The sequence below is a fragment of the Enterobacter sp. EC_50 genome, assembly GCF_019584525.1.
In the GTDB taxonomy this organism is placed as follows: domain Bacteria; phylum Pseudomonadota; class Gammaproteobacteria; order Enterobacterales; family Enterobacteriaceae; genus Enterobacter; species Enterobacter roggenkampii.
In genome coordinates, this window is the sequence record NZ_VDAF01000003.1 from 201879 (window position 1) to 228461 (window position 26583).

The 26583-nt window shown below is 58.2% G+C and carries 25 protein-coding genes and 1 riboswitch; of the genes, 11 read left to right on the forward strand and 14 right to left on the reverse strand.

What is annotated here, in order from left to right:
• Positions 1-59: 59 nt before the first annotated feature.
• Positions 60-2075: an excinuclease ABC subunit UvrB gene (gene uvrB / locus FHC48_RS04285; protein ID WP_059362977.1), complete on the forward strand. Its 2016-nt coding sequence runs from the start codon at positions 60-62 to the stop codon at positions 2073-2075.
• Between the two features lie 89 nt (positions 2076-2164).
• Here uvrB and yvcK read toward each other — a convergent pair whose 3' ends face one another.
• On the reverse strand, positions 2165-3073 hold the full coding sequence (gene yvcK, locus FHC48_RS04290) for a uridine diphosphate-N-acetylglucosamine-binding protein YvcK (protein WP_008501139.1): 909 nt from the start codon (positions 3071-3073) through the stop codon (positions 2165-2167).
• 225 nt (positions 3074-3298) lie between these two features.
• Positions 3299-3433: riboswitch (molybdenum cofactor riboswitch) on the forward strand.
• On the opposite strand from yvcK, the gene moaA reads away from it, so the two are divergent.
• The 6 genes from moaA (at position 3421) to FHC48_RS04320 (ending at position 6900) form a co-directional block, all read left to right on the forward strand.
• A complete protein-coding gene (gene moaA / locus FHC48_RS04295; RefSeq protein WP_220420509.1) occupies positions 3421-4410 on the forward strand; it encodes a GTP 3',8-cyclase MoaA in 990 nt (329 codons plus the stop codon). It overlaps the preceding riboswitch by 13 nt.
• 24 nt (positions 4411-4434) lie before the next feature.
• Positions 4435-4947, forward strand: coding sequence for a molybdenum cofactor biosynthesis protein B (moaB, locus tag FHC48_RS04300; RefSeq protein ID WP_023292963.1), 513 nt, complete (start codon positions 4435-4437; stop codon positions 4945-4947).
• A 3-nt stretch (positions 4948-4950) separates the two neighbouring features.
• A complete protein-coding gene (moaC, locus tag FHC48_RS04305) occupies positions 4951-5436 on the forward strand; it encodes a cyclic pyranopterin monophosphate synthase MoaC (protein WP_008501142.1) in 486 nt (161 codons plus the stop codon).
• Entirely contained in the window at positions 5429-5674 is a 246-nt protein-coding gene (gene moaD, locus FHC48_RS04310) for a molybdopterin synthase sulfur carrier subunit (RefSeq protein WP_008501143.1), read from the forward strand. Before moaC ends, moaD begins: the two co-directional genes overlap by 8 nt.
• A 1-nt stretch (position 5675) precedes the next feature.
• Positions 5676-6128 carry a molybdopterin synthase catalytic subunit MoaE gene (moaE, locus tag FHC48_RS04315; RefSeq protein WP_059362980.1) on the forward strand — a complete coding sequence of 151 codons (453 nt, stop codon included), beginning with the start codon at positions 5676-5678 and terminating at the stop codon, positions 6126-6128.
• Between the two features lie 64 nt (positions 6129-6192).
• Positions 6193-6900, forward strand: a complete 708-nt coding sequence (locus tag FHC48_RS04320) for a Bax inhibitor-1/YccA family protein (RefSeq protein WP_008501145.1) — start codon at positions 6193-6195, stop codon at positions 6898-6900.
• Between the two features lie 89 nt (positions 6901-6989).
• Here FHC48_RS04320 and FHC48_RS04325 read toward each other — a convergent pair whose 3' ends face one another.
• Genes FHC48_RS04325 through FHC48_RS04335 form a run of 3 tightly spaced genes read right to left on the reverse strand, consistent with a single transcriptional unit; the run spans position 6990 to position 9948 of the window.
• On the reverse strand, positions 6990-7952 hold the full coding sequence (locus FHC48_RS04325; protein WP_023292958.1) for a YbhN family protein: 963 nt from the start codon (positions 7950-7952) through the stop codon (positions 6990-6992).
• A complete protein-coding gene (gene clsB, locus FHC48_RS04330) occupies positions 7952-9190 on the reverse strand; it encodes a cardiolipin synthase ClsB (protein WP_023343620.1) in 1239 nt (412 codons plus the stop codon). The genes FHC48_RS04325 and clsB overlap by 1 nt, the downstream gene beginning before the upstream one ends.
• Positions 9187-9948 carry an endonuclease/exonuclease/phosphatase family protein gene (locus FHC48_RS04335; protein ID WP_059362982.1) on the reverse strand — a complete coding sequence of 254 codons (762 nt, stop codon included), beginning with the start codon at positions 9946-9948 and terminating at the stop codon, positions 9187-9189. The genes clsB and FHC48_RS04335 overlap by 4 nt, the downstream gene beginning before the upstream one ends.
• A 133-nt stretch (positions 9949-10081) precedes the next feature.
• On the opposite strand from FHC48_RS04335, the gene FHC48_RS04340 reads away from it, so the two are divergent.
• Positions 10082-10492 carry a YbhQ family protein gene (locus FHC48_RS04340; RefSeq protein WP_008501149.1) on the forward strand — a complete coding sequence of 137 codons (411 nt, stop codon included), beginning with the start codon at positions 10082-10084 and terminating at the stop codon, positions 10490-10492.
• Here FHC48_RS04340 and FHC48_RS04345 read toward each other — a convergent pair.
• The 5 genes from FHC48_RS04345 to cecR are packed head-to-tail and all read right to left on the reverse strand — an operon-like array spanning position 10454 to position 16094.
• Positions 10454-11560 carry an ABC transporter permease gene (locus FHC48_RS04345; RefSeq protein ID WP_046092316.1) on the reverse strand — a complete coding sequence of 369 codons (1107 nt, stop codon included), beginning with the start codon at positions 11558-11560 and terminating at the stop codon, positions 10454-10456. The two genes, FHC48_RS04340 and FHC48_RS04345, sit on opposite strands and share 39 nt — an antisense overlap.
• A 9-nt stretch (positions 11561-11569) precedes the next feature.
• Positions 11570-12703, reverse strand: coding sequence for an ABC transporter permease (locus FHC48_RS04350; RefSeq protein ID WP_039266012.1), 1134 nt, complete (start codon positions 12701-12703; stop codon positions 11570-11572).
• Entirely contained in the window at positions 12693-14432 is a 1740-nt protein-coding gene (locus FHC48_RS04355; RefSeq protein ID WP_059362986.1) for an ATP-binding cassette domain-containing protein, read from the reverse strand. The genes FHC48_RS04350 and FHC48_RS04355 overlap by 11 nt, the downstream gene beginning before the upstream one ends.
• Entirely contained in the window at positions 14425-15420 is a 996-nt protein-coding gene (hlyD, locus tag FHC48_RS04360; protein WP_008501153.1) for a secretion protein HlyD, read from the reverse strand. The genes FHC48_RS04355 and hlyD overlap by 8 nt, the downstream gene beginning before the upstream one ends.
• Positions 15417-16094: a transcriptional regulator CecR gene (gene cecR / locus FHC48_RS04365; RefSeq protein WP_045405920.1), complete on the reverse strand. Its 678-nt coding sequence runs from the start codon at positions 16092-16094 to the stop codon at positions 15417-15419. The genes hlyD and cecR overlap by 4 nt, the downstream gene beginning before the upstream one ends.
• Positions 16095-16299: 205 nt before the next feature.
• Between cecR and rhlE the strand changes: the two genes are divergently transcribed.
• Both rhlE and dinG read left to right on the forward strand, forming a co-directional pair.
• Positions 16300-17679, forward strand: coding sequence for an ATP-dependent RNA helicase RhlE (gene rhlE, locus FHC48_RS04370; RefSeq protein WP_023292954.1), 1380 nt, complete (start codon positions 16300-16302; stop codon positions 17677-17679).
• Between the two features lie 97 nt (positions 17680-17776).
• The gene (gene dinG, locus FHC48_RS04375) at positions 17777-19954 is read left to right on the forward strand and encodes an ATP-dependent DNA helicase DinG (RefSeq protein ID WP_059362989.1); all 2178 of its coding nucleotides are present in this window, start codon (positions 17777-17779) and stop codon (positions 19952-19954) included.
• On the opposite strand, the gene FHC48_RS04380 is transcribed toward dinG, so the two are convergent.
• The 5 genes from FHC48_RS04380 to FHC48_RS04400 all read right to left on the reverse strand — a co-directional run bounded on the left by FHC48_RS04380 (position 19941) and on the right by FHC48_RS04400 (position 25312).
• On the reverse strand, positions 19941-20444 hold the full coding sequence (locus FHC48_RS04380) for a fimbrial protein (protein ID WP_059362991.1): 504 nt from the start codon (positions 20442-20444) through the stop codon (positions 19941-19943). The two genes, dinG and FHC48_RS04380, sit on opposite strands and share 14 nt — an antisense overlap.
• A 5-nt stretch (positions 20445-20449) precedes the next feature.
• A complete protein-coding gene (locus FHC48_RS04385) occupies positions 20450-21439 on the reverse strand; it encodes a fimbrial protein (RefSeq protein WP_039024390.1) in 990 nt (329 codons plus the stop codon).
• A 22-nt stretch (positions 21440-21461) separates the two neighbouring features.
• Positions 21462-24005 carry a fimbria/pilus outer membrane usher protein gene (locus FHC48_RS04390; RefSeq protein ID WP_220420510.1) on the reverse strand — a complete coding sequence of 848 codons (2544 nt, stop codon included), beginning with the start codon at positions 24003-24005 and terminating at the stop codon, positions 21462-21464.
• A gap of 26 nt (positions 24006-24031) precedes the next feature.
• Positions 24032-24706: a molecular chaperone gene (locus FHC48_RS04395; protein WP_008501161.1), complete on the reverse strand. Its 675-nt coding sequence runs from the start codon at positions 24704-24706 to the stop codon at positions 24032-24034.
• 69 nt (positions 24707-24775) lie between these two features.
• Complete coding sequence (locus FHC48_RS04400; RefSeq protein ID WP_021240980.1) at positions 24776-25312, reverse strand: fimbrial protein; 537 nt, start codon at positions 25310-25312, stop codon at positions 24776-24778.
• Positions 25313-25568: 256 nt separating this feature from the next.
• Here FHC48_RS04400 and ybiB point away from each other — a divergent pair, with 256 nt between their 5' ends.
• Positions 25569-26531 carry a DNA-binding protein YbiB gene (gene ybiB / locus FHC48_RS04405; protein ID WP_008501163.1) on the forward strand — a complete coding sequence of 321 codons (963 nt, stop codon included), beginning with the start codon at positions 25569-25571 and terminating at the stop codon, positions 26529-26531.
• Positions 26532-26583: the final 52 nt, after the last annotated feature.

Sequence of the window (26583 nt, forward strand, 5' to 3'; positions counted from 1 at the left end):
CTGGCAACAAGGAGTAAAATTATTCACCTGCCGCTTATAACGTCATCAGGTTGTCGCCCATGAGTAAACCGTTCAAATTGAATTCTGCTTTCCGTCCGTCTGGCGATCAGCCTGAAGCGATCCGTCGTCTGGAAGAGGGGCTGGAAGATGGGCTGGCGCACCAGACGCTGCTCGGGGTTACCGGCTCGGGTAAAACCTTTACCATTGCCAACGTGATTGCGGATCTCCAGCGCCCTACGATGGTGCTGGCGCCCAACAAAACCCTGGCGGCGCAACTTTACGGCGAGATGAAAGAGTTCTTCCCGGAAAACGCCGTTGAGTATTTCGTCTCCTACTACGATTACTACCAGCCAGAAGCCTATGTGCCGAGCTCTGACACCTTCATCGAGAAAGATGCGTCGGTGAACGAACACATTGAGCAGATGCGACTGTCGGCCACTAAGGCGCTGCTGGAGCGTCGCGATGTGGTTGTGGTGGCCTCTGTTTCGGCGATTTACGGCCTGGGCGACCCGGATCTCTATCTCAAGATGATGCTGCACCTGACGCAGGGGATGATCATCGACCAGCGCGCGATTTTGCGTCGTCTGGCGGAGCTGCAGTACACCCGCAACGACCAGGCCTTCCTGCGTGGTACGTTCCGCGTGCGCGGCGAAGTGATCGACATCTTCCCGGCGGAATCGGACGATATGGCGCTGCGCGTTGAGCTGTTTGACGAGGAGGTCGAACGCCTGTCGCTCTTCGATCCGCTGACCGGACACGTTGAATCAGTGATCCAGCGCTTCACCATCTACCCGAAAACGCACTACGTGACGCCGCGCGAGCGTATCGTGCAGGCGATGGAAGAGATCAAAGTGGAGCTGGCCGAGCGCCGCAAAGTGCTGCTGGCGAACAATAAGCTGCTGGAAGAGCAGCGCCTCAGCCAGCGTACCCAGTTCGACCTGGAGATGATGAACGAGCTGGGCTACTGCTCCGGCATCGAAAACTACTCCCGCTTCCTCTCCGGGCGCGGGCCGGGCGAGCCGCCGCCGACGCTGTTTGATTACCTTCCGGCCGACGGTTTGCTGGTGATCGACGAATCCCACGTCACGATCCCGCAGATCGGCGGGATGTACCGCGGCGACCGAGCGCGTAAAGAGACGCTGGTGGAGTACGGATTCCGCCTGCCGTCAGCGCTGGATAACCGCCCGATGAAGTTCGAAGAGTTTGAGGCGCTGGCGCCGCAAACCATCTACGTCTCGGCCACGCCGGGCAACTACGAGCTGGAAAAATCGGGCGATGAGGTGGTTGACCAGGTAGTGCGTCCGACCGGGCTGCTGGACCCGATTATCGAGGTGCGTCCGGTGGCGACGCAGGTAGACGACCTGCTCTCTGAGATCCGCGCCCGTTCCGCCATTAACGAGCGCGTGCTGGTGACCACGCTCACCAAGCGTATGGCGGAAGACCTGACCGAGTATCTCGAAGAGCACGGCGAGAAGGTGCGTTATCTGCACTCGGATATCGATACCGTGGAGCGCATGGAGATTATCCGCGACCTGCGCCTGGGCGAGTTTGACGTGCTGGTAGGGATTAACCTTCTGCGGGAAGGTCTGGATATGCCGGAGGTTTCGCTGGTGGCGATTCTGGACGCGGATAAAGAGGGCTTCCTGCGTTCCGAGCGTTCGCTGATTCAGACCATTGGCCGCGCCGCGCGTAACGTCAACGGTAAAGCGATTCTGTACGGTGACAAAATTACCCCGTCGATGGCGAAAGCGATCGGTGAGACGGAGCGCCGCCGCGAGAAACAGCAGCGCTACAACGAAGAACACGGCATTACCCCGCAGGGGCTGAACAAGAAGGTGGTGGATATTCTGGCGCTGGGCCAGAACATTGCCAAAACCAAAGCGAAAGGCCGCGGCAAGGCGCGTTCAATGGTGGAAGAAGATACCGTCGTGCTGACGCCGAAGGCGCTGCAGCAGAAGATCCACGAGCTGGAAGGGCAGATGATGCAGCACGCGCAGAACCTGGAGTTCGAAGAGGCGGCGCAGATCCGCGACCAGCTTCATCAGCTGCGGGATCTGTTTATCGCGGCATCGTGAGTTTTTTGCCCGGTGGCGCTGCGCTTACCGGGCCTACAGGTTTAGCGTCTTTTGTCGCCCCGGTAAGCGCAGCGCCACCGGGGTTTTTGTTAACCCAACGCCTGAATCGCTTTCTCCAGCGCCTCGCGCAGCAGGTGGCGGTCGTGACGATATTTAATATCGCTGGCTTCCAGCGGCTCCTGCACCACCACGCGATCGCCAATCCCTGTCACATCCACTTTTGGCCCAACCACGACACCGTCGATAATTTTCTTACCGACGTACTGCTCCATCAGGTCCAGCTTGTCCGCCAGCGACAGGCTCGCCGCTGCCGGGCTCAGCTCACGGCCCAGGTTACCGATATAGACCATCGGCGCCGGGGTGCGGCGCAGTGCCTGCGCCAGCTCTTTCACCAGCAGGATCGGCATCAGGCTGGTGTAAAAGCTGCCCGGGCCGATCAGAATTAAATCCGCATCGCCAATTGCTTCTACGGCTTCACGCGTCGCCGGCACGCTCGGGTAAGTCATCAGCTCTTTGGGCGGCAGCAGAAGCTGGTCAATATTCACCTCGCCGTACACTTCATGCCCTTCGGCGTCGATGGCCATCAAATCGACCGGTTGTTCAGACATCGGGATCAGGAATGCGTCCACTTTGAGCAGGTTACGGATCAGATTGATGGCTTCAAGAGGCCTTACGCTCAGGTGATCCAGCGCCTTTAACATCAGATTTCCGAGGTTATGCCCGGAAAGTTCGCCATTGCCGCCAAAACGGTACTCAAACATCGCCGATGCGACGCTCGGCTCGGTAATTAACTGGTTCAGGCAGTTGCGCATATCTCCCCAGGCAATGCCGCCTTCGGCACGTCTGATCCGCCCGGTTGAGCCGCCGTTATCGGTGGTGGTCACTATCCCTGTCAGCCTTGAGCCGAGTGACGACAAAGAGGACATAACGCGGCCCAGGCCGTGGCCTCCGCCAAGAGCGACCACTCGGTCAAGATCCGCAAAAGTGCGATTGCGCATACGTATTCCTTATCACGTTCGATCGCGTAACAGTAACCTAACTACCCCTAAAAGACGATGCCTCACCCGAAGCAAAATGACGTATATCAATGTGAAAGCGCAGTTTTTAGGTATTCTGTAGCGAAAATGCAGGATTGATTCGCTATATACGTAATTATATAGCGAAAAGCGATAATGGCGCTGTCAGACTTTCCGCGCTACTATCGCCTTAACCACGTTTTCAACACTGAAAACATACACTCTAGCCCTTGTGCCTGTGTCGGAAGATATGGCGCTCTGGCCGTGGCGAATTTGCCACCAGGGTACAGAAAGAAATGACTGTGCCTCCCGTATCTGGAAAGGTGTACATGGCTTCACAACTTACTGATGCTTTCGCGCGTAAGTTTTATTACTTACGTCTGTCGATTACCGATGTGTGTAACTTCCGTTGCACCTACTGCCTGCCCGACGGCTACAAACCGGGCAGCGTCACCAATAACGGCTTTCTCTCCGTGGATGAAGTGCGCCGCGTCACGCGCGCCTTCTCTGAGCTCGGCACTGAAAAAGTGCGTCTGACCGGCGGTGAACCCTCTCTGCGCCGTGATTTCCCGGACATCATTGCCGCCGTGCGTGAAAACGACCGCATTCGCCAGATTGCCGTGACCACCAACGGTTACCGCATGGCGCGCGACGTGGCCACCTGGCGCGATGCGGGCTTAACCGCCATTAACGTCAGCGTGGACAGTCTCGACGCCCGCCAGTTTCACGCCATTACCGGCCAGGATAAATTCCGCCAGGTGATGGACGGCATCGACGCGGCGTTCAGCGCCGGGTTCGAGAAGGTCAAAGTCAATACGGTGCTGATGCGCGACGTCAACCACCATCAGCTGGACACCTTCCTCGCCTGGATCAAATCCCGCCCCATTCAGCTGCGCTTTATCGAGCTGATGGAAACCGGCGAGGGCAGCGAGCTGTTCCGTCGTCATCACATCTCCGGCATGGTGCTGCGCGACGCGCTGCTGAAACGCGGCTGGATCCACCAGATCCGCCAGTGCAGCGACGGCCCGGCGCAGGTCTTCTGCCATCCTGATTACGAAGGCGAAATTGGGCTTATCATGCCTTACGAGAAAGACTTCTGCGCCAGCTGCAACCGCCTGCGCGTCTCTTCCGTCGGCAAGCTGCACCTGTGCCTGTTCGGGGACGGCGGCGTAGACCTGCGCGATCTGCTGGCAGACGATGCCCAGCAGGAGGCGCTTGAAGCGCGCATTTCTGAAGCGCTGACGCATAAAAAACAGACCCACTTCCTGCATCAGGGCAATACCGGCATTACTCAGAACCTGTCTTACATTGGCGGGTAATCAGGCTTAAGAAGGAATCAGAAGATGAGTCAGGTAAGCGCAGAATTTATCCCGACACGCATTGCTATCCTTACCGTTTCCGATCGCCGTGGCGAAGAGGATGATACCTCCGGCCACTGGCTGCGCGAGGCGGCCCATGACGCGGGGCATCACATCGTCGATAAAGCGATCGTGAAGGAGAACCGCTACGCCATTCGCGCGCAGGTTTCGCAGTGGATCGCCAGCGATGAGGTGCAGGTGGTGCTGATCACCGGCGGCACCGGCTTTACTGCAGGCGATCAGGCCCCCGAAGCGCTGATCCCGCTGTTCGACCGCGAGGTGGAAGGCTTTGGCGAAGTGTTCCGCATGCTCTCCTTTGAAGAGATTGGCACCTCCACGCTGCAGTCGCGCGCCGTTGCCGGGGTGGCGAACAACACCCTGATTTTCGCCATGCCGGGCTCGACCAAAGCCTGCCGCACCGCGTGGGAAAACATCATCGCCCCGCAGCTGGATGCCCGTACCCGTCCGTGTAATTTCCATCCCCATTTAAAGAAATAAGCTATGTCACAACTGACCCACATTAACGCCGCGGGCGAAGCGCATATGGTGGACGTCTCCGCCAAAGCGGAAACGGTGCGCGAGGCGCGCGCCGAAGCGTTCGTCACCATGCTGCCGGAAACGCTGGCGATGATCATCGACGGCAGCCATCACAAGGGTGATGTCTTTGCCACCGCCCGCATCGCCGGTATTCAGGCCGCCAAGCGCACCTGGGACTTAATTCCGCTGTGCCATCCGCTGATGCTGAGCAAGGTGGAGGTAAACCTGCAGGCACAGCCGGAGCACAATCGCGTGCGCATTGAATCGCTGTGCCGCTTAACCGGCAAAACCGGCGTGGAGATGGAGGCGCTGACGGCAGCGTCCGTGGCCGCGCTGACCATCTACGACATGTGCAAAGCGGTGCAGAAAGACATGGTGATTGGCCCGGTTCGCCTGCTGGCAAAAAGCGGCGGCAAATCCGGAGATTTTAAGGTGGACAGCCATGATTAAGGTGCTCTTTTTTGCGCAGGTGCGCGAGCTGGTGAATACCGACAGCCTGACGCTGGATGCGTCTTTTGAAAACGTCGCTGCCCTGCGCGCGCATCTGGCGGCACAGAGCGACCGCTGGGCGCTGGCGCTCGACGAAGGCAAGCTGCTGGCCGCCGTTAACCAGACGCTGGTGGAGCTTACCCATCCGCTGAAGGCCGGGGATGAAGTGGCCTTCTTCCCGCCGGTCACAGGGGGCTAATATGAGTGAAACCCGCATTCTGGTTGGCCCTGAGCGCTTTAACGTAGGGACAGAATACAGCTGGCTGGCGGAACGCGACGAAGACGGTGCGGTCGTGACCTTTACCGGCAAAGTGCGCAATCACAACCTCGGTGACAGCGTGAAGGCGCTGACGCTGGAGCACTATCCCGGCATGACGGAAAAATCGCTGGCGGAGATAGTGGACGAGGCGCGGGACCGCTGGCCGCTCGGGCGCGTCACGGTGATTCACCGCATCGGTGAGATGTGGCCTGGCGAGGAGATTGTCTTTGTCGGGGTGACCAGCGCCCACCGCGGCAGCGCGTTTGCGGCAGGGGAGTTCATTATGGATTACCTCAAAACCAAAGCGCCGTTCTGGAAGCGCGAAGCCACGCCGGAAGGCGATCGCTGGGTAGAATCTCGCGATAGCGATAAACAGGCCGCCAGCCGTTGGTAGTCGGTTTACGTGGATGTGTTACTCTTAACGAGTGTGTCTACTTAATCTTAATCAGGAGTGAATCATGGACCGATTTCCGCGTTCCGATTCAATAGTGCAGCAGACCCGTAGCGGCCTGCAGACGTATATGGCTCAGGTGTACGGCTGGATGACGGTTGGCCTGCTGCTTACCGCGTTTATCGCGTGGTATGCGGCGAATACGCCGGAGCTGATGATGTTTATCTTCTCCAGCAAGATCACCTTCTTTGGGCTGATTATCGCGCAGCTGGCGCTGGTGTTTGTGCTTTCGGGTCTGGTGCATAAGCTAAGTGCCGGCATGGCAACGACCCTGTTTATGCTCTATTCGGCGCTAACGGGGCTGACGCTTTCCAGTATTTTCATCGTTTACACCTACTCATCCATCGCCAGCACCTTCGTGGTCACCGGCGGGATGTTTGGTGCGATGAGCCTGTACGGCTACACCACGAAGCGCGATCTGAGCGGTTTCGGCAGCATGCTGTTTATGGGGCTGATCGGGATTGTGCTGGCGTCACTGGTGAACCTGTGGCTCAAGAGCGACGCGCTGATGTGGGCCGTGACCTATATCGGGGTGGTGCTCTTCGTCGGGTTGACGGCCTATGACACCCAGAAGCTGAAAAACATCGGCGAGCAGATCGACGTGCGCGACAGTTCCAACCTGCGCAAATACTCGATTCTGGGCGCGCTGACGCTCTATCTGGACTTCATCAACCTGTTCCTGATGCTGCTGCGGATTTTAGGCAACCGTCGCTAAGGTTGCTTTGCCGGGTGGCGGCTTCGCCTTACCCGTCCTGCGAATCGCGAACCATAGGTCGGGTAAGGCGAAGCCGCCACCCGACTTATTCACTTCGCTAGCATCCTCTCATTCTTCGCCCGCAGCTTTTTCGCCCGACTTTCCAGCACCAGATAGCAGATCGTTGCCAGCGCCAGCGGCAGGAAGTAATACAGCATCCTGTACGCCAGCAGGGCGGCGATAATCGTTCCCTGAGAAACATGCTCCCCGGCCAGCAGGGCAATAAACACCGCCTCCAGCACGCCGATCCCCGCCGGAATGTGCACAATCACCCCGGCAATGCTGCTCACCAGCAGCACGCCCAGCACGAAGAAGTAATTGACGTCCTCGCCAATCAGCAGCCAGATGATGGCCCCCATGGCCATCCAGTTGGCGCTGGAGACCGCCATCTGCAGCACCGCAAACTTCCACGAGGGCAGGACCAGCTTTTGCCCTTTGATGGTCATATGGCGGCGCTTTGCAAACGCGCAGGCCCAGAGATAAACGGCGATAATCAGCAGCAGCACGATGCCCAGAATGCGCAGCGTGGCCTCGTCGATATACCAGTGCGCGGGCAGCTGCACGACGCCGATGGTGAAGATCACCCCGCCGAGCAGGATATAGCCCAGCCAGTTGGTGGTAATGCTCAGGGAAAAAATACGCGTGATGGTCCCGCCCGGCAGGCCGAGCCGCGAGTAGAGGCGATAGCGCATGCCAATCCCCCCGACCCAGGTGCTCAGCGTCAGGTTAAAGGCGTAGCAGATAAACGACACCAGCATCACCTGACGTTTGGCCAGCTTGTGGCCGCAGTAGGCCCGACCCAGCAGATCATAGCAGCCGTACATCAGGTAGCTCACGATAACCAGCCCCGTCGCGCCCAGCAGCACCATCCGGTTATAGTTGCGGATGACCTTCCACACCTCTTCCCAGTCCACTTTCTGCGCGTAGACCACCAGCAGCACCGCGACGGCAATAAAGAATACCCAGGTGAGGATCTTTTTTGCCAGACGCCAGCGTGGATGCGATTTTGACATCAGGGTTTGCCTCCGTCTTCCGCTTCAATGCGGTCCTGGGTTTCCATTTCGGGTTGTACCGGCGGGTCCACCTGCGCCAGCTTCGGCGTATGCGCCGGCAGCCAGCCGACCATCGCCGGGAAATGCCGCAGGAAGTGGAACACCACCACGCTGATGCCCAGGTTCCACCAGGTGCGTTTGGGAACCATAGACTCATCCACGCGCACGCAGTCGTTAACGATCAACGCCTGCAGGTTATCCCGCAGGGTCTGGTTAAACTGGCGGTCGTGAATGATCAGGTTGGCTTCAAGGTTAAGCGACAGGCTCAGCGGATCGAGGTTACTGGAGCCTACGGTGGCCCAGTGATCGTCCATCAGCGCGACTTTGCCGTGCAGCGGTCGACGACGATATTCGTAGATCTGGACGCCGCCCTTCACCAGGTAGTTGTACAGCAGCCGCGCCCCGACTTTGACGATCGGCATATCCGGCTCGCCCTGGACAATCAGCTTCACGCGCACGCCGCGTCTTGCAGCATTTCGCATGGCATGCAGCAGTCGATAGCCCGGGAAAAAGTAGGCGTTAGCGATGATCACTTCGCGCTTGGCGTTGGCCAGCATCTTGAGATAGTGACGTTCAATGTCGTCCCGGTGCTCGCCGTTGTCGCGCCAGACGAAAAGCGCCTGCGCTTCGCCGGGCTTCCGGTTCTCTTCCGGGCGATGGCGGCGTCGCCACCAGCGGCGTACGGCCTCTTTCCCCGGCAGGTTCTCCAGCTCAAACAGCAAGATGTCCTGCACCACCGGGCCTTCAATGCGAATGGCGTAATCCTGCTTCGCTTCCGGGCCGTAGTCGGACATATGTTCCGCCGAGTAGTTAATGCCGCCGACAAACGCTACCGTCTCATCCACCACCACAATTTTGCGGTGCATTCGGCGGAAAAGGTTGGTCCGCATGCCGAACAGGCGAGGGCCGGGATCGTAGTAGCGGAATACCACGCCTGCGGCGGTCAGTTCATTGACGAACGCATCGCTGAGGTCCGGCGAGCCGTAGCCATCCAGCAGCACTTCAATTTTGACGCCGCGCTGTGCGGCGCGCAGCAGCACGCTGTGCAGCTGCTTGCCGACGTTGTCTTCGAACCAGATAAAGGTTTCGAGGATCACTTTCTGCTGGGCGTTATCAATCGCCTTAAACACGGCCGGGTAATACTCGTCCCCGTTGACCAGCAGCGTGATCCGGTTGCCTTCCTGCCAGGAACATTTCATAAGTGGATCTCCGCGCTGAGCGGGGCATGGTCGGAAAGATGCCGCCAGTTGAGAAGCGCCAGGGCGGTCGGGCTGCTGGCGTGGGCATTTTTCACGTAGATGCGGTCAAGCCGCAGCAGCGGGAAACGGACCGGAAACGTGCGCGCAGGCCTGCCGTTCGCCCGGGTGAAGATCTCCTCCAGCCCGGCATCCACCTTCAACGGATGGTTTGCCCGCTGGCGCCAGTCGTTGAAATCGCCTGCCACGACAACAGGTTCACCGTCAGGCAGCGCGTTGGCCCATTCGGCCAGCATTTTCAGCTGCGCCTGACGATGGGTTTCGCGCAGGCCCAGATGAACGCAGCCGACGTGGACGGGCAGCTCAAGGTCGGGCGGGGTAATGCGGCAGTAGAGCAGGCCGCGTTTTTCGCTCTCCCCGACGGAAACGTCGCGGTTTTCATAATGTTCAATGGGATAACGCGACAGCACCGCGTTGCCGTGATGACCTTCAGGATAGACCGCGTTGCGGCCGTAGGCGTAATCGCTCCACATGGTGTCGGCCAGAAATTCATAGTGCGGCGTGTCGGGCCAGTTCTCAAAGTGAAGCGGATGTACTTCGTGTGCGCCCATCACCTCCTGCAGGCAGACAATATCCGCGCTGACGGTGCGCACCGCGTCGCGCAGCTCCGGTAAAATGAAGCGGCGGTTAAATGCTGTGAAGCCCTTATGAATGTTTATCGTCAGCACTTTAAGCGAGAAATGCTGCATTTTTTTCGTCATAAGCTCCTTCCTGAGTGACTATCCCGATGAAAATAAAGTGTAGTCGTCGTCACAAAAAGATGCGGCGTTACGGAATTTTCCGTAAAGTGCGGTAGTCTGATTAAGCAGAGAAAAATCCTTCAGGAGAGAAGCCATGAAGTGGCAACAACGTGTTCGTGTCGCAACTGGCCTGAGTTGCTGGCAGATAATGTTGCATTTACTGGTCGTGGCCGTACTGGTGATGGGCTGGATGAGCGGCACGCTGGTACGTGTTGGCCTGGGGCTATGCGTCCTTTACGGCGTCACCGTGCTGTCGATGCTGTTCTTGCAGCGCCACCATGACGCGCGCTGGCGCGAGGTGGGTGACGTGCTCGAAGAGCTCACCACCACCTGGTACTTTGGTGCGGCGATGATTGTTCTGTGGCTGCTTTCACGCGTGCTGCAAAACAACCTGCTGCTGGCCCTGGCGGGTCTGGCAATCCTCGCAGGGCCTGCGGTGGTCTCGTTGCTGACCAAAGAGAAAAAGCTACGCGATGTTGCGTCTAAACATCGCATAGGCCACTGAGCCTGTCGTGGCCGCGATGACCAGTAGCGGCCACAAACTTCCCCAGACAATATCCAGACTCGCATCCTTCAGATAGATCTGCTTGGTGATATCCGTAAAGTGGCGTATCGGGTTTATCCACGTCAGATCCTGGAGCCACACCGGCATATTCTCAACCGGCGAGACGTACCCGGAGAGCAGGATCGCGGGCATCATAAAGACGAATACCCCGATAAACGCCTGCTGCTGCGTCGAGCAGAGTGCGGAAATCAGCAGCCCAAACCCCACCAGCGACAGCCCGTAAATCACCATCGTGAAGTAAAACAGCGCCAGCGATCCGGCGAACGGGATCTGGTAGGCCCAAATTCCCACGCCCAGCACGATGGTGGCCTGGAAGGTGGCGACAATGAGCGCCGGCACCGCTTTGCCGACGAAAATTTGCCAGGTGGCGAGCGGAGAGACCAGCAGCTGATCCAGCGTGCCCTGTTCGCGCTCGCGGGCGACGGAGAGAGAGGTCACAATCATCACCCCGATGGTGGTGATCATGGCGATCAGCGACGGCACCACAAACCACTTGTAGTCCAGATTCGGGTTATACCAGTTGCGCACCACCAGTTCGCTGTTGTTGGGCTTCGGTTTGCCGTCCATCAGCTCCTGCTGGTAATCCTTCACCACCTGCTGGAGGTAGTTGGCCGCAATCTGGGCGCTGTTGGAGTTGCGCCCGTCGAGGATCAGCTGCATCGGCGCGGTCTGGAAGGTATCCAGATTGCGGGAGAAATCCGCCGGGAACCGCACCAGCAGCAGCGCTTTTTGCGTGTCGATGGTAGGCTGGATCTCCTGCGGACTTTTCAGCAGCAGGATGTGGGTAAAGGCCTTCGCACGCGCAAAGCGCTGCGTTAGCTCGACGGAATGTTTGCCGTTGTCTTCGTTGTAAATGGCAATGGTGGCGTTGGTCACCTCAAGGGTGGCGGCAAACGGGAACAGTAAAACCTGGATCAGCACCGGCAACACCAGAATGGCGCGGGTTTGCGGCTCGCGCAGCAGGGATTGCAGCTCTTTGCGTATTAACGTCCATAAACGGTGAAACATGCGCGCTCCTTAATCTAACCGCCGTTTGGTTTTCATCCACGTCAACCCGATAAACATCACCGCCGACGCCATTAAAAACAGCGTGTTGATAATCAGCACTACCGGAATATTCCCCGCCAGGAACAGGCTTTGCAGGGTGCTCACGAAGTAGCGCGCCGGGATAATGTAGGTCACGGCGCGGATGACGGCAGGCATGCTGTCTATCTGGAAGATAAACCCTGAAAGCATTATCGACGGCAGAAAAGCGGCGTTCAGCGCCACCTGCGCGGCGTTAAACTGGTTGCGGGTGATGGTGGAGATGAGCAGCCCCATCCCCAGCGTGCTGAGTAAAAACAGGCTGGTGATAAAGAACAGCACGATCAGCGAGCCGCGATACGGCACGCCGAGGATAAAGACGGACACCAGCATGCAGAGCAGCATCGCCAGCATGCCGAGGAAGTAGTAGGGAATAAGCTTGCACAGCAGCAGCTCGACGCGCGTCACTTCGGTTGAAAGCAGCGCCTCCATGGTGCCGCGCTCCCACTCGCGGGCGATGACCAGCGAGGTCAGAATCGCGCCAATGACCGTCATAATAATCGTCACCGCGCCCGGAATAATAAAGTGCTGGCTGATGGCGGCGGGGTTAAACCAGTAGCGCGTCTGCACGTCGATAAGCGGCTTAAATTCTTCACCCCGGTCTTCGGCGCGCTGCATCTGCCAGAGTTGCCAGATCCCCTCCGCGTAGCCCTGCACGAAGTTCGCGGTGTTCGGCTCGCTGCCGTCGGTGATGACCTGGATCGGCGCATCGGTATTCGCCCGCGCCATATTGGCGGCAAAATCCACCGGAATGACGATCAGACCGCGAATTTTCCCGGCCTGCATCTTCTGGATCAGCTCCTGGCGGTTGTCGCTGATGGTGGCATCAATGTAGGGCGAACCGGTCATGGCGTGGGTAAAGTCCAGCGCCTCTTCGCTCTGCTGTTCGAGTAAAATCCCGACCCGCAGCTTGCTGGAATCCAGGTTAATGCCGTAGCCAAAGATAAACAGCAGCAGCAGGGGGATCACCACCGCAATCAGCCAGCTGCTGGGATCGCGCACGATCTGCCGCGTCTCTTTAACGCACAGGGCGCGCACCCGGCGCCAGGAAAGGGCGTTACTGCGCATGGGCATTCTCCTTATCCCAGTCGTGGATGAGGGTGATAAACGCCTGCTCCATGGTCGGGTCCGGGACCTCATCGTCAGCGGCCTGGTTTTTCAGGTCGTCCGGCGTGCCGTGGGCAATCAGTTTGCCGCGATACACCAGCCCGATGCGGTCGCAGTACTCCGCCTCGTCCATAAAGTGGGTGGTCACCATCACGGTCACCCCTTTTTCCACCATGCTGTTGATATGCAGCCAGAACTCGCGGCGGGTAATGGGATCAACGCCGGAGGTCGGCTCGTCCAGAAACAGAATATCCGGCTCGTGCATCAGCGAGCAGGCCAGCGCCAGTCGCTGCTTAAAGCCGAGCGGCAGTTCGTCGGTGGCGTGGGAAGCAATCGTCGTTAACCCGAAGGCGTCGCTCATGCGGCGAATTTTCTCGTTCTGCGCCCGCCCGCGCAGGCCGTACACGCCGGAGAAAAAGCGCAGATTCTGCTCGACCGTCAGGTTGCCGTACAGGGAGAACTTCTGCGCCATATAGCCCAGGTGCTGGCGCGCCTTGCCGGAGCTGACCTTCAGATCCATATCCAGCACCAGCGCCTTGCCGGACGTCGGCACCAGCAGGCCGCACATCATCTTAAAGGTGGTCGATTTTCCCGCGCCGTTTGGTCCGAGCAGACCAAAAATCTCGCCGCGCTTCACGGCAAAATTGACGTTGTCGGTGGCGGCGAAATCCCCGAACTTTTTGGTGAGGGATTTGGCTTCGATCACCGTTTCGCCCGGCGTGCCTTCCACCGTGTGCAGGATCGCCCCAAGCGGCGACTCGGAGGTCCCCGCGCCGCCCAGCAGGTCGATGAACGCATCTTCAAAACGCGGCGCCGTCTCTTCCATCTCAATCGTCGGCATTCCAGGCGCCCGGCGAATATCGTCGACGGTGGCCTCTTTTTTGAGGATGACCCGCACCGAGCGGCCCTGAATCATCCCGTCGCTGACCTGCGGCAGCCTGAGCACCCGCTGCAGCAGCGAGCGGTTGGACGCCTGCGGGCTGTGCAGCAGGAAGCTGCGCCCGGCCATGCTCTGCGTCAGCGTCGTCGGCTCGCCCTGATAGAGCAGCTCGCCTTCGTTCATCAGCAGCACGTCCCGGCACTGCTCGGCTTCGTCGAGGTAGGAGGTGCTCCAGAGGATCAGCATCCCGTCGCCCGCCAGCTCGTGCACCATCTGCCACAGCTCGCGGCGGGAAATCGGGTCTACGCCGACGCCGGGCTCGTCCAGCAGCAGCACCTTCGGCTCGCCCACCAGCGTGCAGGCCAGCCCCAGCTTCTGCTTCATCCCGCCGGAGAGCTTGCCCGCCAGCCGGTCGGTGAACGGGCCGAGCGAGGTAAATTCCAGCAGGCGGGCGAAGGTTTTCTCCCGGGTTTCGCCGGTGACGCTGCGCAGGTCGGCGTACAGGTTCAGGTTTTCCATCACCGTCAGGTCTTCATACAGGCCAAACTTCTGCGGCATATAGCCGAGCATGGCGTGGAGCGGGCCGTCGTCCTTTATCGGATCCAGGCCCAGCACGCGGGCCGATCCTTCATCCGGCTTCAGCAACCCTGCCAGCATCCGCATCAGCGTGGTCTTTCCCGCACCGTCCGGGCCGACCAGACCGGTCACATAGCCCTTCTGGATGGTGCAGTTCAGCGGCGCGACGGCAGGCTTATCCATCCCCTTAAAGCGTTTAACCAGACTGTTGAGCTGAATAACCGCGTCATTCATGTCGTTCCCCGCTGTTCACTTTTACGGTGACGGGCATGCCCTGGCGCAGGGCGTCGTCCGCATCGGTCACGATGATGCGCAGGCGATACACCAGGTCGGTACGCAGGTCCGGCGTTTCTACCGTTTTCGGCGTGAATTCGGCGGTAGGGGAGACAAAGCCCACCTTGCCGTGATACGGCTTGTCCGGGCGACCGTCGGTATAAAGCAGCAGCTCGCGGCCCGGCTGCATCTGGCCGAGATTAGGCTCATCAATGTAGGCGCGCACCCACACCGGACGGGTGAGCGACAGGGTTAACACGGTGCTGCCCGCGCTGAGCATGCTGCCCGGCTCGACGGCGCGGGTCATCAGCGTGCCGTCAGACGGTGCGATGAGCGTGGTGTCGTGCAGATCCAGCTCTGCCTGCGCCAGCTGGGCCTGCGCCTGTTCAAGGCTGGCTTTCGCCTGGGCGATATCCTGCGGGCGGTTACCGGTGTGGTACTGGCTTAATTTATCCTGCGCGGACTTCAGGGTTGCCTGCGCCTGGTCGCGGGACGAGCGCGCATTTTCCAGGTCATTCGCGGAAATGGTGCGGCTTTTCCACAGCCCCTGCTGGCGGGCATAGAAGTTCTGCGCGTAGTCATAGGCCGCCTGTGCCTGTTTGACGGCGGCAGCGGCCTGGGCGATCTCTTCGTCGCGATAGCCGGCCAGCATCAGGTCATACTGCGCCTGCGCAACGGAGACGCCCGCTTTGGCCTGCAGCAGCGCGTTCTCATAGGGCGCTTTGTCCAGCATCCCCAGCGTCTGCCCGCTTTTAATGGCATCGCCTTCGTCCACGTTCAGCGAGGCGAGACGTCCGCCCACGCGGAAGCTCATGTTCACCGTGCGAATATCCACGTTACCGTACAGCGTCAGGCCTTTATCCTGATGGCTCTGGTACCACAGCCATCCACCGACGCCCGCGGCAAGCAACACAACGACCACCAGAATGATGGCGACAGGTTTTTTCATGACTTCAGGCTCCTTTGCGTTAAGCCTTGCAGGATCAGATCGAGATGACAGGCGATCACCTCACCGATCTGCGCGGCTTTATCCTCATCAAATTGTGTCCAGCCGGTGCGTAACAGGATGGTTTCCCGGCCCAGACGGAAGGCAAGGATTTCACCCAGCAGGGCGTGGGTATGCAAAATTGTCGCGGTATCGCCGGCATCCCGCCCGGTATAGGCGGCGATCAGCCGGGTCAGGTGGGTATGCATCGGGGCAATCACCCGATCGTGTACCCGCTGGTAGGCGGCAGTGGGGGAGAGCTGCTCGCGGGAGATAAACTTGCTCAGGTTAAGCGTATCGTCGTGGGTCAGCACGCGGATCATGTTGTGACAGGCATTGAGGATCAGCTGGCGGATGGCCTCGCGATCGGGCGACGGCTGGCCGAGCAGCGCGGTGGCCTCCTCGACGTGCGGGTGAAACTGCGTGCCGATAAAATCGGCGATCCACTCGGCGCAGGCGAGATATAAATCCTCTTTTGAGCCAAAATAGTAGGTAATCGCCGCAATGTTTTGCCCGGCCAGCGCGGCGATATCGCGCGTGGTCGCGTGCAGCCCATACTCACCAAACTGCGCCAGCGCGGCGGCAATAAGCTGGTTTTTGGCCTGTTCACCTTTGGTTGTTGTGGGTGTTGTATTCATGGCGGCATTAAAAATTAATCAATCGATTGATTAAGATTATGCCTGATTCACGCTTACGTCGAGGGAACGCGGAGGGATATTTTATGCGCCACGTCACAAAAGCTGCTACACTCCGCCCCTTCGCGACATTGTGGTTTTTGTCCTCTCAATTGTTATATCTCCCTGAAAACTACACCTGTGATGGTCGGGGCGGTTCGGAGTTTTTATGTCTTTTGATTCCCTTGGCCTGAACCCGGAAATTCTGCGCGCGATCGCAGAGCAGGGCTACGTTGAGCCAACCCCAATCCAGCAACAGGCTATTCCTGCCGTTCTTCAGGGCCGTGACCTGATGGCCAGCGCCCAGACCGGCACCGGTAAAACCGCGGGCTTTACGCTGCCGCTGTTAGAACTGCTGGTAAAAAATCAGCCGCACGCAAAAGGCCGTCGTCCGGTTCGTGCGCTGATCCTCACCCCAACCCGCGAGCTGGCCGCGCAGATTGGTGAGAACGTGCGTGACTACAGCCGCTATCTCAACATTCGCTCGCTGGTGGTGTTCGGCGGGGTCAGCATCAACCCGCAGATGATGAAGCTGCGCGGCGGCGTGGACGTGCTGGTGGCAACGCCGGGCCGTCTGCTGGATCTGGAACACCAGAACGCGGTGAAGCTGGATAACATCGAAATTCTGGTGCTGGACGAAGCCGACCGCATGCTCGACATGGGCTTTATTCACGACATTCGTCGCGTGCTGGCCAAGCTGCCGCCGCGTCGTCAGAATCTGCTCTTCTCCGCGACCTTCTCAGACGAGATCAAGGCGCTGGCGGAAAAGCTGCTGCATAACCCGCTGGAAGTAGAGGTGGCGCGCCGCAACACCGCCTCTGAGCAGGTGACGCAGCACGTTCACTTTGTGGATAAAAAGCGCAAGCGCGAACTGCTCTCCCAGATGATCGGCCAGGGTAACTGGCAGCAGGTGCTGGTCTTTACCCGCACCAAACACGGCGCGAACCACCTGGCGGAGCAGCTGAACAAAGACGGCATCCGCAGTGCGGCGATCCACGGCAACAAGAGCCAGGGGGCGCGTACCCGTGCGCTGGCGGACTTCAAGTCTGGCGACATCCGCGTGCTGGTGGCGACCGACATCGCCGCCCGTGGCCTCGACATTGAAGAGCTGCCGCACGTGGTGAACTACGAGCTGCCAAACGTGCCGGAAGACTACGTGCACCGTATCGGCCGTACCGGTCGTGCGGCGGCCACCGGTGAAGCGCTCTCTCTGGTGTGCGTGGACGAGCACAAGCTCCTGCGCGACATCGAACGCCTGCTGAAGAAAGAGATCCCGCGCATCGAAACCCCGGGCTATGAAGTGGATCCGTCGATCAAAGCCGAGCCGATTCAGAACGGTCGTCAGGGCGGTCGCGGTCAGGGCGGCGGTGGTCGCGGCCAGCAGCCGCGTCGTGCCGAAGGTGGCGCGCCGAAGACAGCGGGCAAACCGCCGCGTCGTAGCAACGACAGCAAACCGGCCGGTGACAATCCGTGGCGCAGCGGCGAAGGCAAGCCGGCAGGGGAAGGGCAGCGCCGACGCCGCCCGCGCAAGCCTGCTAACCCGCAGTAATCTGGAAGCCCGGTCGTAAAGCCGGGCTTTTCTTTTTGCGGCAGCGAAGAGAAAGTGCCACAATAGTGGCTGTTTATACAGTATTTCAGGTTTTCCAATGGCTTTAACCGCGGCGCTGAAAGCGCAAATAGGCGCCTGGTATAAGGCGCTACAGCAGCAGATCCCCGATTTTATCCCCCGAGCGCCGCAGCGGCAGATGATTGCCGACGTGGCAAAAACGCTCGCCGGGGACGACGGGCGACATCTGGCGATTGAAGCCCCGACCGGCGTCGGGAAAACCCTGTCGTATCTCATTCCCGGCATCGCCATCGCGCGGGAGGAGGACAAAACGCTGGTGGTCAGCACCGCCAACGTGGCCTTGCAGGACCAGATCTTCAGCAAAGATTTGCCGCTGCTGCGCAAAATCATCCCCGACCTGCGGTTTACGGCCGCCTTTGGCCGCGGTCGCTACGTCTGCCCGCGTAACCTGGCAGGGCTTGCCAGCAGCGAGGCGTCGCAACAGGATCTGCTGGCGTTCCTCGACGACGATCTCACGCCCAACAACAAAGCCGAGCAGGAGCTCTGCGCAACGCTGAAAGGCGATCTTGATGGTTATAAATGGGACGGCCTGCGCGATCACACCGATAAAGCCATCAGCGACGATCTGTGGCGCAGGCTCAGCACCGACAAGGCCAGCTGTCTGAACCGCAACTGTCACTACTACCGCGAATGCCCGTTCTTCGTCGCGCGGCGCGAAATTCAGGAAGCCGAAGTGGTGGTGGCTAACCACGCGCTGGTGATGGCGGCGCTGGAGAGCGAAGCGGTGCTGCCGGAGCCGAAAAACCTGCTGCTGGTGCTCGACGAAGGCCACCATCTGCCCGACGTGGCGCGCGACGCGCTGGAGATGAGCGCAGAAATTACCGCGCCCTGGTTCCGCCTGCAGCTGGATCTCTTCTGCAAGCTTGTCGCCACCTGCATGGAGCAGTTCCGCCCGAAAACCACGCCGCCGCTGGCGGTGCCGGAGCGTCTGAGCGATCACTGCGAAGAGGTTTACAGCCTTATCTCGTCTCTGAACAACATCCTGAATCTTTATCTTCCCGCAGCCCAGGAGGCGGAACACCGCTTTGCGATGGGCGAACTGCCGGAGGAGGTGATGGAGATTTGCCAGCAGCTGGCGAAGCATCTGGAAAAGCTGCGCGGGCTGGCGGAGATGTTCTTAAACGATCTCAGCGAGAAAACCGGCACCCATGACGTTGTTCGCCTGCACCGCATTCTGCTGCAAATGAACCGTGCGCTCGGCATGTTCGAAGCCCAGAGCAAGCTCTGGCGGCTGGCCTCGATGGCACAGGCGTCGGGCGCGCCGGTCACCAAATGGGCCACCCGTGAAGTGCGCGACGGCCAGGTCCACCTGTTTTTCCACTGCGTGGGCATCCGCGTGGCCGATCAGCTGGAAAAACTCATCTGGCGCAGCGTGCCGCACGTGGTCGTGACCTCCGCCACGCTGCGCTCCCTGAACAACTTCTCGCGGCTGCAGGAGATGAGCGGCCTGAAAGAGAAAGCGGGCGATCGTTTTGTCGCGCTGGATTCGCCGTTTAACCACTGCGAGCAGGGTAAGCTGGTGATCCCGCGCATGAAGTACGAGCCGCTTATCGACAACGAAGAGCAGCACATTGCAGAAATGGCGGCCTACTTCCGCGAACAGGTTGAGAGCAGGAAGTACCCCGGCATGCTGGTGCTGTTTGCCAGCGGACGGGCGATGCAGCGTTTTCTGGAACATGTGACCGACCTGCGCCTGCTTCTGCTGGTCCAGGGCGACCAGCCCCGTTACCGGCTGGTGGAAACCCATCGCAAGCGCATCGATAACGGCGAGCGCAGCGTGCTGGTAGGATTGCAGTCCTTCGCGGAAGGTCTGGATTTGAAGGGCGATTACCTGACGCAGGTGCATATTCATAAAATTGCCTTCCCGCCCATCGACAGCCCGGTCGTTATCACCGAGGGCGAGTGGCTGAAGAGCCTCAACCGCTATCCGTTTGAGGTGCAGAGCTTACCTGCGGCGTCGTTTAACCTTATTCAGCAGGTCGGGCGTCTGATCCGTAGCCACGGCTGCTGGGGGGAGGTGGTGATTTATGACAAGCGTCTGCTCACTAAAAATTACGGCCAACGGTTGTTAAACGCGCTGCCGATCTTTCCGATTGAACAGCCAGAGGTCCCCGAGGTAAAAAAACGCCCGGCAACACTGACCGCCGGGCGCAGGAAAAGCATCCGTGCTAAGGGGCGCGGTCCTACTGGTAAGTGAAGGTTACCTGCACCACGCTGCTGAACGTCCCTGCGCTCACCGGCATGGAGGTGGCGTAGTAGCGTGCGGCGAGTGGGAAGGTGGCCGTATGATCGTTTTGATTAATCACCGCGTTAAAGCTCGCCTGCGGAGCGATGAGAATATTGTCCTGCCGGTCTGCCAGCTCCAGCGCCAGCCCCTTTGCACTGCCGATATTGGCGAATTTAGTGGGGTGTGTGCTGTCCGCCTGTCCATAGAAGTAGGCGGTGGCAAGCGCGAGGCTTGGCGGGCAGTGGGATACTGACAGGGAAAAGTCTTTCCACTCGCCGGTATCGCCCACGTCTTTAAAATCACCGGATGCCGCCTGACCTAAATCCACCGTCAGGTTCCGGCTGGCGCTGTCGATGATGCAGGCATTGGCGTAAATGTTGCCCGTCATCTGGATCTGAATATCCTCGGCGTGTGCCTGGGCGATCAGCCCCAGCGCCATAAACGCAATTATCTTCTTCATGTCAGTTACTTATAAGCAAGCGTGATGGTGGCAACGGTGTTGGCCGGACCGGGAGTGACCACGTCGCTGACCTGCTCGTAGCGCACCTCAAACGGTATGGTCAGCGTTTCGTTGGCAATGGCTTCGCTTCGGGTGTTAACGTAGGTATCAAAGGTGGCGATATTGTCGTCGAACAGCATTCGGACACCGACGCCCGTCGCGACGCCGGTCTGCTGCGTGAGTTTCAGCACCCCTTCGAAGGCCGTTTCATAGCCGTTTGAGCTGGTAATTTTCACTTCAGGCTGTACGGTGCTGTTGCAGTTCACCGTGACGTCAAAGTTTCGTGCCGGGGAAGAGAGCATCCCCACGCTGATAAAATCGCTGAGCGGGAAATCCCCCAGATTGACCGTCAGGTTTTTCGGCAGGACGGAGCAGGTGACCTCTTTCAGAATAACGTTGCCTGCATAGGAGATGGTGTTGGGATCGCCCAGCCCTTCGTGGTGATAAACCCCGATCCCAAAACGGGTCTGACTTTGATTCAGCGTGCCTGACGCTACGGTATCGCTGGTTTTGACCAACTCCAGCGTAACGTCGAAATTAAAGGTCTGTTTGCCATCGCTGGAAACATAACCCAACGGCGTTCCTGTGGAAATGCAGTTAACGCCTCCGGCTCCGCTGATGCGCTGCCCCTGATCGTTCATTAGGGCCACACCGATCCCAGGAACTCCCGAATCGTAGACACCTTTCAGGCCTGGAATCTCAGCCCCAGTGCCGTAGTAACAAGAGACAATTTCCAGCCCCTTATCTTCCGCATTGTCACAATTACCGGCGATATGGGCGGTTTGCTCTGTACCCGGGATCGTTTCGCCAACGGCCAGCGTCGTGGGAACGGAGATAGAGGCCACGTTGATCATTTTCGGCAGATCTGGCGTAGTACAGGTCGCCTTCGCATGCGGCATAAATAACGCGGCGGTTCCCAGAACCAGTAAGAAAAAGCACTGTTTAATCATTTGCATAATCGTTAGCCTGAACGGTGGATCAGTGACACTGCGCGGCAGCGTTAATGATGCTGGTTTTCTCTTTCTCATCCGTTAGCGCATAGTCAGCGACGCAGTGCTCGTCCGCCCCCTGTCCCCAGGAAACGTAGAGATGCCCTTGCTGCGGCAGACCAGAGAGGTATGTCTGGCCGTCATTCCCGACAATAAATTCGCTGTCCTTATCCTCGGTGGTGACCGTTGCGCCGAAGGGCAGCGGTTTACCCTTTTGCGTAAGCGTCATCAGGACGCGGTTACCCACGCGGGTGTTAAAGCTGGCGCGCACCACGGCCCCGCGGGTTGGCGTCACGATCTGCGCCGCGTGGGTGACGTCGGCGTTGTCCGGTAGCGTTTCGGTATCCAGCGCGATGGTGTTGTGGCGATACGCGGTAACAAACGGCACGACGGTGTAGCCGCGGAAGTCGGTCTCGACGCCCGTCTGGTTCGTGATATGGGTTCCGTGCGTGCCCGGCGCTTTCACCAGCGCGATGGTGTCACCGAGCGGCTGGCTCAGGGTTATTCCGTTCGCATGGGCAACCACGCCGCCCTGCAAACCGACGTTCACGGTCTGCTGATATTTATCCTGACTGACGCCTGCGCTCACTTCACCATAGGTCGCTTTATAATCGGCGTTGATGCTGGTGGAGTTACCGCTGCCGGTGCTGCTCAGCCCTTCCTGGATGTTCCAGTTCAGGTTGTCCTCTTTCAGCGCCGTACCGTTCAGGCCGATGTTCTGCGTCGTGCCGTCTTTGGTGTTGTTCAGGTTGTAGGTGGCCCAGGTGTTATGCATCCAGCGGTCCAGCGGCACCGAGACGCTCAGCGAGAACTGGTTGTCGTTTGTCACCTCGTTACCGTCTTCATCGCTGTCCTGGGTGTTTTTGTTCATGCTGTAGCTGAGGCTGTAGCTCACCCCGTGCCAGCTATTGTTGTAGCTGACGCTCATCGAGGTCATGTTCTGACTCTGACTCCAGTAAGTCTCTTTCACCATGCTCAGGGTGACGGATCCCCAGCCTTCCGGCAGCGTCTGGTCGATGGTGGCTTCGGTTCGGGCGCGGCGCTGCTGCGGTGCAGACCAGTCGTCGGAGCGGGTATATGACTCCATGGTGTCTTCAAGGGTGTAAAACCCTTTGCTGTTGTAGCGGTAGCCGGCCAGTGAGAAGTTGGTGCCTGACCGGGCGATGTCTTTGCTATAGCGCACGCGCCATGACTGGCCTTTGCTGGCCTGCTGTTTTTTCAACAGAGCCTTCGCGCGGGTCACGTCAATGGAGAAGGCGCCTAAATCGCCCATGTTTTTCCCGACGCCAGCCGCCTGAGACTGGTAATGGCTGCTCTGCTGCACGCCACCGTAGGCGGTGAAACCGTAGGGTAAACCGTAGATGGCGCTGCCCTGGGCAAACGGGGTCTTCTCGACGTCGTTGTCATAAGAACGGTAGCGTCCGGCAGTCACGCTGTAGCGCAGATTTTTTTCACGCTGCAATACCGGCACGGAGGCAAACGGCACGACGAAATGGCTTTCGCTGCCGTCGGTCTCTTTCACGGTGACCTGGAGATCGCCGCTGCTGCCGGTGGGGTAGAGATCGTTAATTTCGAACGCGCCGGGGGCGACCGTGTTCTGATAAATGATGTAACCGTTCTGGCGTACCACCACCTGCGCGTTACTGTGGGCGGTGCCGCGAATAATGGGGGCGTAGCCTTTTTCACTGTCCGGCAGCATGTCGTTATCGGATTTCAGCTCCACGCCGGTGTAGGGTACGCTGTCAAAAACGTCGGAAGGCGAGGAACTCTGGCCGACGGTGAGGTCGCTTTTCATCGCCACCATATCGCGTTGCGCGTAGGTATATACGGAGGTGAATTTTTGGTCCTCCTCGTTACCCGTGGTGCTGCGATTCCAGGTGGAATAGTTGCGAATGCGCCATGCGCCAATGTTCAAACCCGGACGCAGGTTAACGTACTGGCTGCTGTTATCCTGTTCACCCGGCTGGCGCGCATGGCTTTGGCTGGCATTTGCACTGTAGCTAAGCAGGCCCGCGTTAATTCCTTCGTCAAACTCTTTTGGGTCAATGTAGCCGCGAGGCACCTGACCGAGCGCCGACTGGGGAATGCTCAGCAGCAGTTGCTGGTTGCGAACGCGGAAGGTCGCGGATGCCGCAGGGATGGCGTGTAAATCGGCGCACTGGCCTTTGGCTTTCAGCTGCGGATATTTTTGGGTCTTGATCCCGAGGCTTTTTAAATCGTCCACGGTAAAGCAAGGTTGCAGCGTGCTGTTGCCCTGATCGTCTTTCTGCAGCGTAAAGGTGACATCGCGGGTATCAATTTTATTATTATTGATAAACACCGTAACCTGATATTTACCCGGCGCCTGGCCAGGGCCTTTTTCATAGATGGATAAATCGGTTTTTCCCTGCTGGGGATTATCAATATCCAGCAGGGCAGGGTTAAAATAATCATCAGCCATAACCTGATGCGCAAAGATCGCCATTACCAGGCCAAAAAGAATGACCAGCAATGATGAAAATCGGCAGGTGAACGGCTTTTTATGGCTGTACATGATTATTTTATTACCGGGGAAAAGTATTAATGAACGGATTTCGACCAGGTATGGCTGATGCTGCCGTAATCAGTAATAATGGAATACGTCACGTTCGAGCCTCTGACATTACCCGGTATGGCAAAATGCGTTTCTGTTTTTGGAACGGCCCAGGTCGCTTTCGTCACTTTCTGACCATTCAGGGTGACTGCCTGGAAATTCATATAAAACGGCGTGGGGTTATTCACCACCAGCTCGTTACCTTCGCGACGCCATTCAAGCTTATCGGCCACGTCTTCTGGTCTGCCTTTTACCGCAGACGGGCGATACAGCAATTTAATACGGGTATTAATCGCAATTTGCAGCGTATTCACGCCTTCCACCTGCTTTGAGGAAGGGATCGCTTTAATATTCAACCAGTACAGGGATTCCCTGTCTTCAGGCAAATTTCCGCCCGTACGTACCACGCGCAGAACGTTATCTTCTTTCGCATCCAGACGGAAAAGCGGCGGGGTGATGAGGAACGGGGCTTTGGCCAGGTTTTTACCGCCGGAATCAACCCAGGACTGTACCAGATAATCCGTCGCATCTGGATTTGAAAGACCAAGAGATGATTCCTTTTTATCTCCCTGGTAGACCAGACGGGTGCCATTAATAATGACGCCCGCATGTGCAGTGGCGGCTACCAGTAAAAGCGTGCTCAGTAAATAACCGTGGCGCATACAGATTTCTCAATAAATAGATGAGATATTAATGCCCGCAAAAGCATTAATATCTCAGGATTGATAAGATCAGTTATAAATAACGGTGAAGGTCGATACAGAGTTAGCAGGGCCTGCGGTGATCGCAGCGCCGGTTTGGATATAACGGGCACCAAATTCCAGATCGTTAACCGCCGTACCGGAGGTTAATTGATACTGCTGCGATGGCGTATACAGGCTGACAGGCTGCTCTGAGGCATCAACCAGCTGAATTGCCACACCGGTCGCCGCATCGCTATCTGGCGTTAAGGCCAGCGTAGCGTTGTTATTCGCATCTGGCGTACCGCCGAAATTAATGGCTGCGGAGGTGACCGTGTCAGGACAATTCGTTAACTGAATATCAAACTTCGTTAATGTGCTGGTAGAGCCAGCACCGGTAAATACCGTTTTAGACACTTTTCCCAGCTGAACATTTAATGGATTACTTAATCCATTCACAACCTGACAAGCAGAATCGATAATTTCACCGGTGAAATTGATCTGACCTTCACCGTTTGTTGCCGCAAACGTGGATGCAGAACATCCCACCGCTGCGGCGATGATTAAACCTAAAGCAACCTTGTTCATAACAAATCCTGATATGTTTCTGGTGAGAGCGTTGCCTGGACGTTTTCACCGTTGACCCTTAATGACTTTCCGCTGGTTATTTAAACAAATAATGGTGCATTAAGAATCTTCTGCAGAAATCACAAATAATTGAAATAATGCTTGAGTTTCTTTTTTATCCTTAAAAACAGAACGTTGATGATGTAGAAAAAAACTAACGTCCGAACGTTTAACAGGGCTATATTGTTACCAGAAGGATATTTTCAGGAGAGATGTCGTGGATTATCGCAAGATTATCAAAGAGGTAGGCAGGGGCAAAAACCACGCCCGCGATCTGGACCATGAAACTGCTCGCGCCCTGTATACCCGAATGCTCGATGGCGAGGTACCTGACCTGGAGATGGGCGGCATACTGATTGCGCTGCGTATCAAAGGCGAAGGCGAAGCGGAGATGCGCGGTTTTTACGAGGCGATGCAGGCGCAAACGCTGCGCCTGACGCCGCCGGTGGCAAAACCGATGCCGATTGTCATCCCGAGCTATAACGGCGCGCGCAAGCAGGCAAACCTCACTCCGCTGCTGGCGATCTTATTGCATAAGCTGGGGTTCCCGGTGGTGGTTCACGGGGTCAGCGAAGATCCCACCCGCGTGTTGACGGAGACCATTTTCGGCATGCTGGGGATTGAGCCAACGCGTCATGCAGGACAGGCGCAGGCGAAGCTGGATGGCCATCAGCCGGTTTACATCCCCGTCGGAGCCCTGTGCCCGCCGCTGGAAAAGCAGCTGGATATGCGCTGGCGCATGGGCGTGCGCAACAGCGCCCACACCCTGGCGAAGCTGGCGACGCCGTTTGCAGAAGATGCCGCATTGCGCCTTTCCAGCGTATCGCACCCGGAATACGTGGGGCGTGTCGGGAAATTTTTTGAGGAGATTGGCGGCAGGGCGCTGCTGATGCACGGTACAGAAGGTGAGGTGTATGCCAATCCACTGCGCTGCCCTCAGCTGATGCTGATCGATTCTGCCGGTACGCGCGCTGTCCTGGCGCGCGGGGAAGAGAATACGGACGTCATTCTCCCTGAAGCGAAAGACCCGCACACCACCGCGCACTGGATTGAACAGTGCCTCGCCGGAAACGTGCCTGTGCCGCAGTCTATTAAGCTGCAGATGGCCTGCTGCCTGCTGGCAACCGGGGAAGTTGATACGGTCGAGGCCGGTCTCAAACGCGTTGACGCGGCGTTTTAGGCAAAAAAAAGCCCGTCCAGTGGCGGACGGGCAAGCAAGGGTAACAAACAAC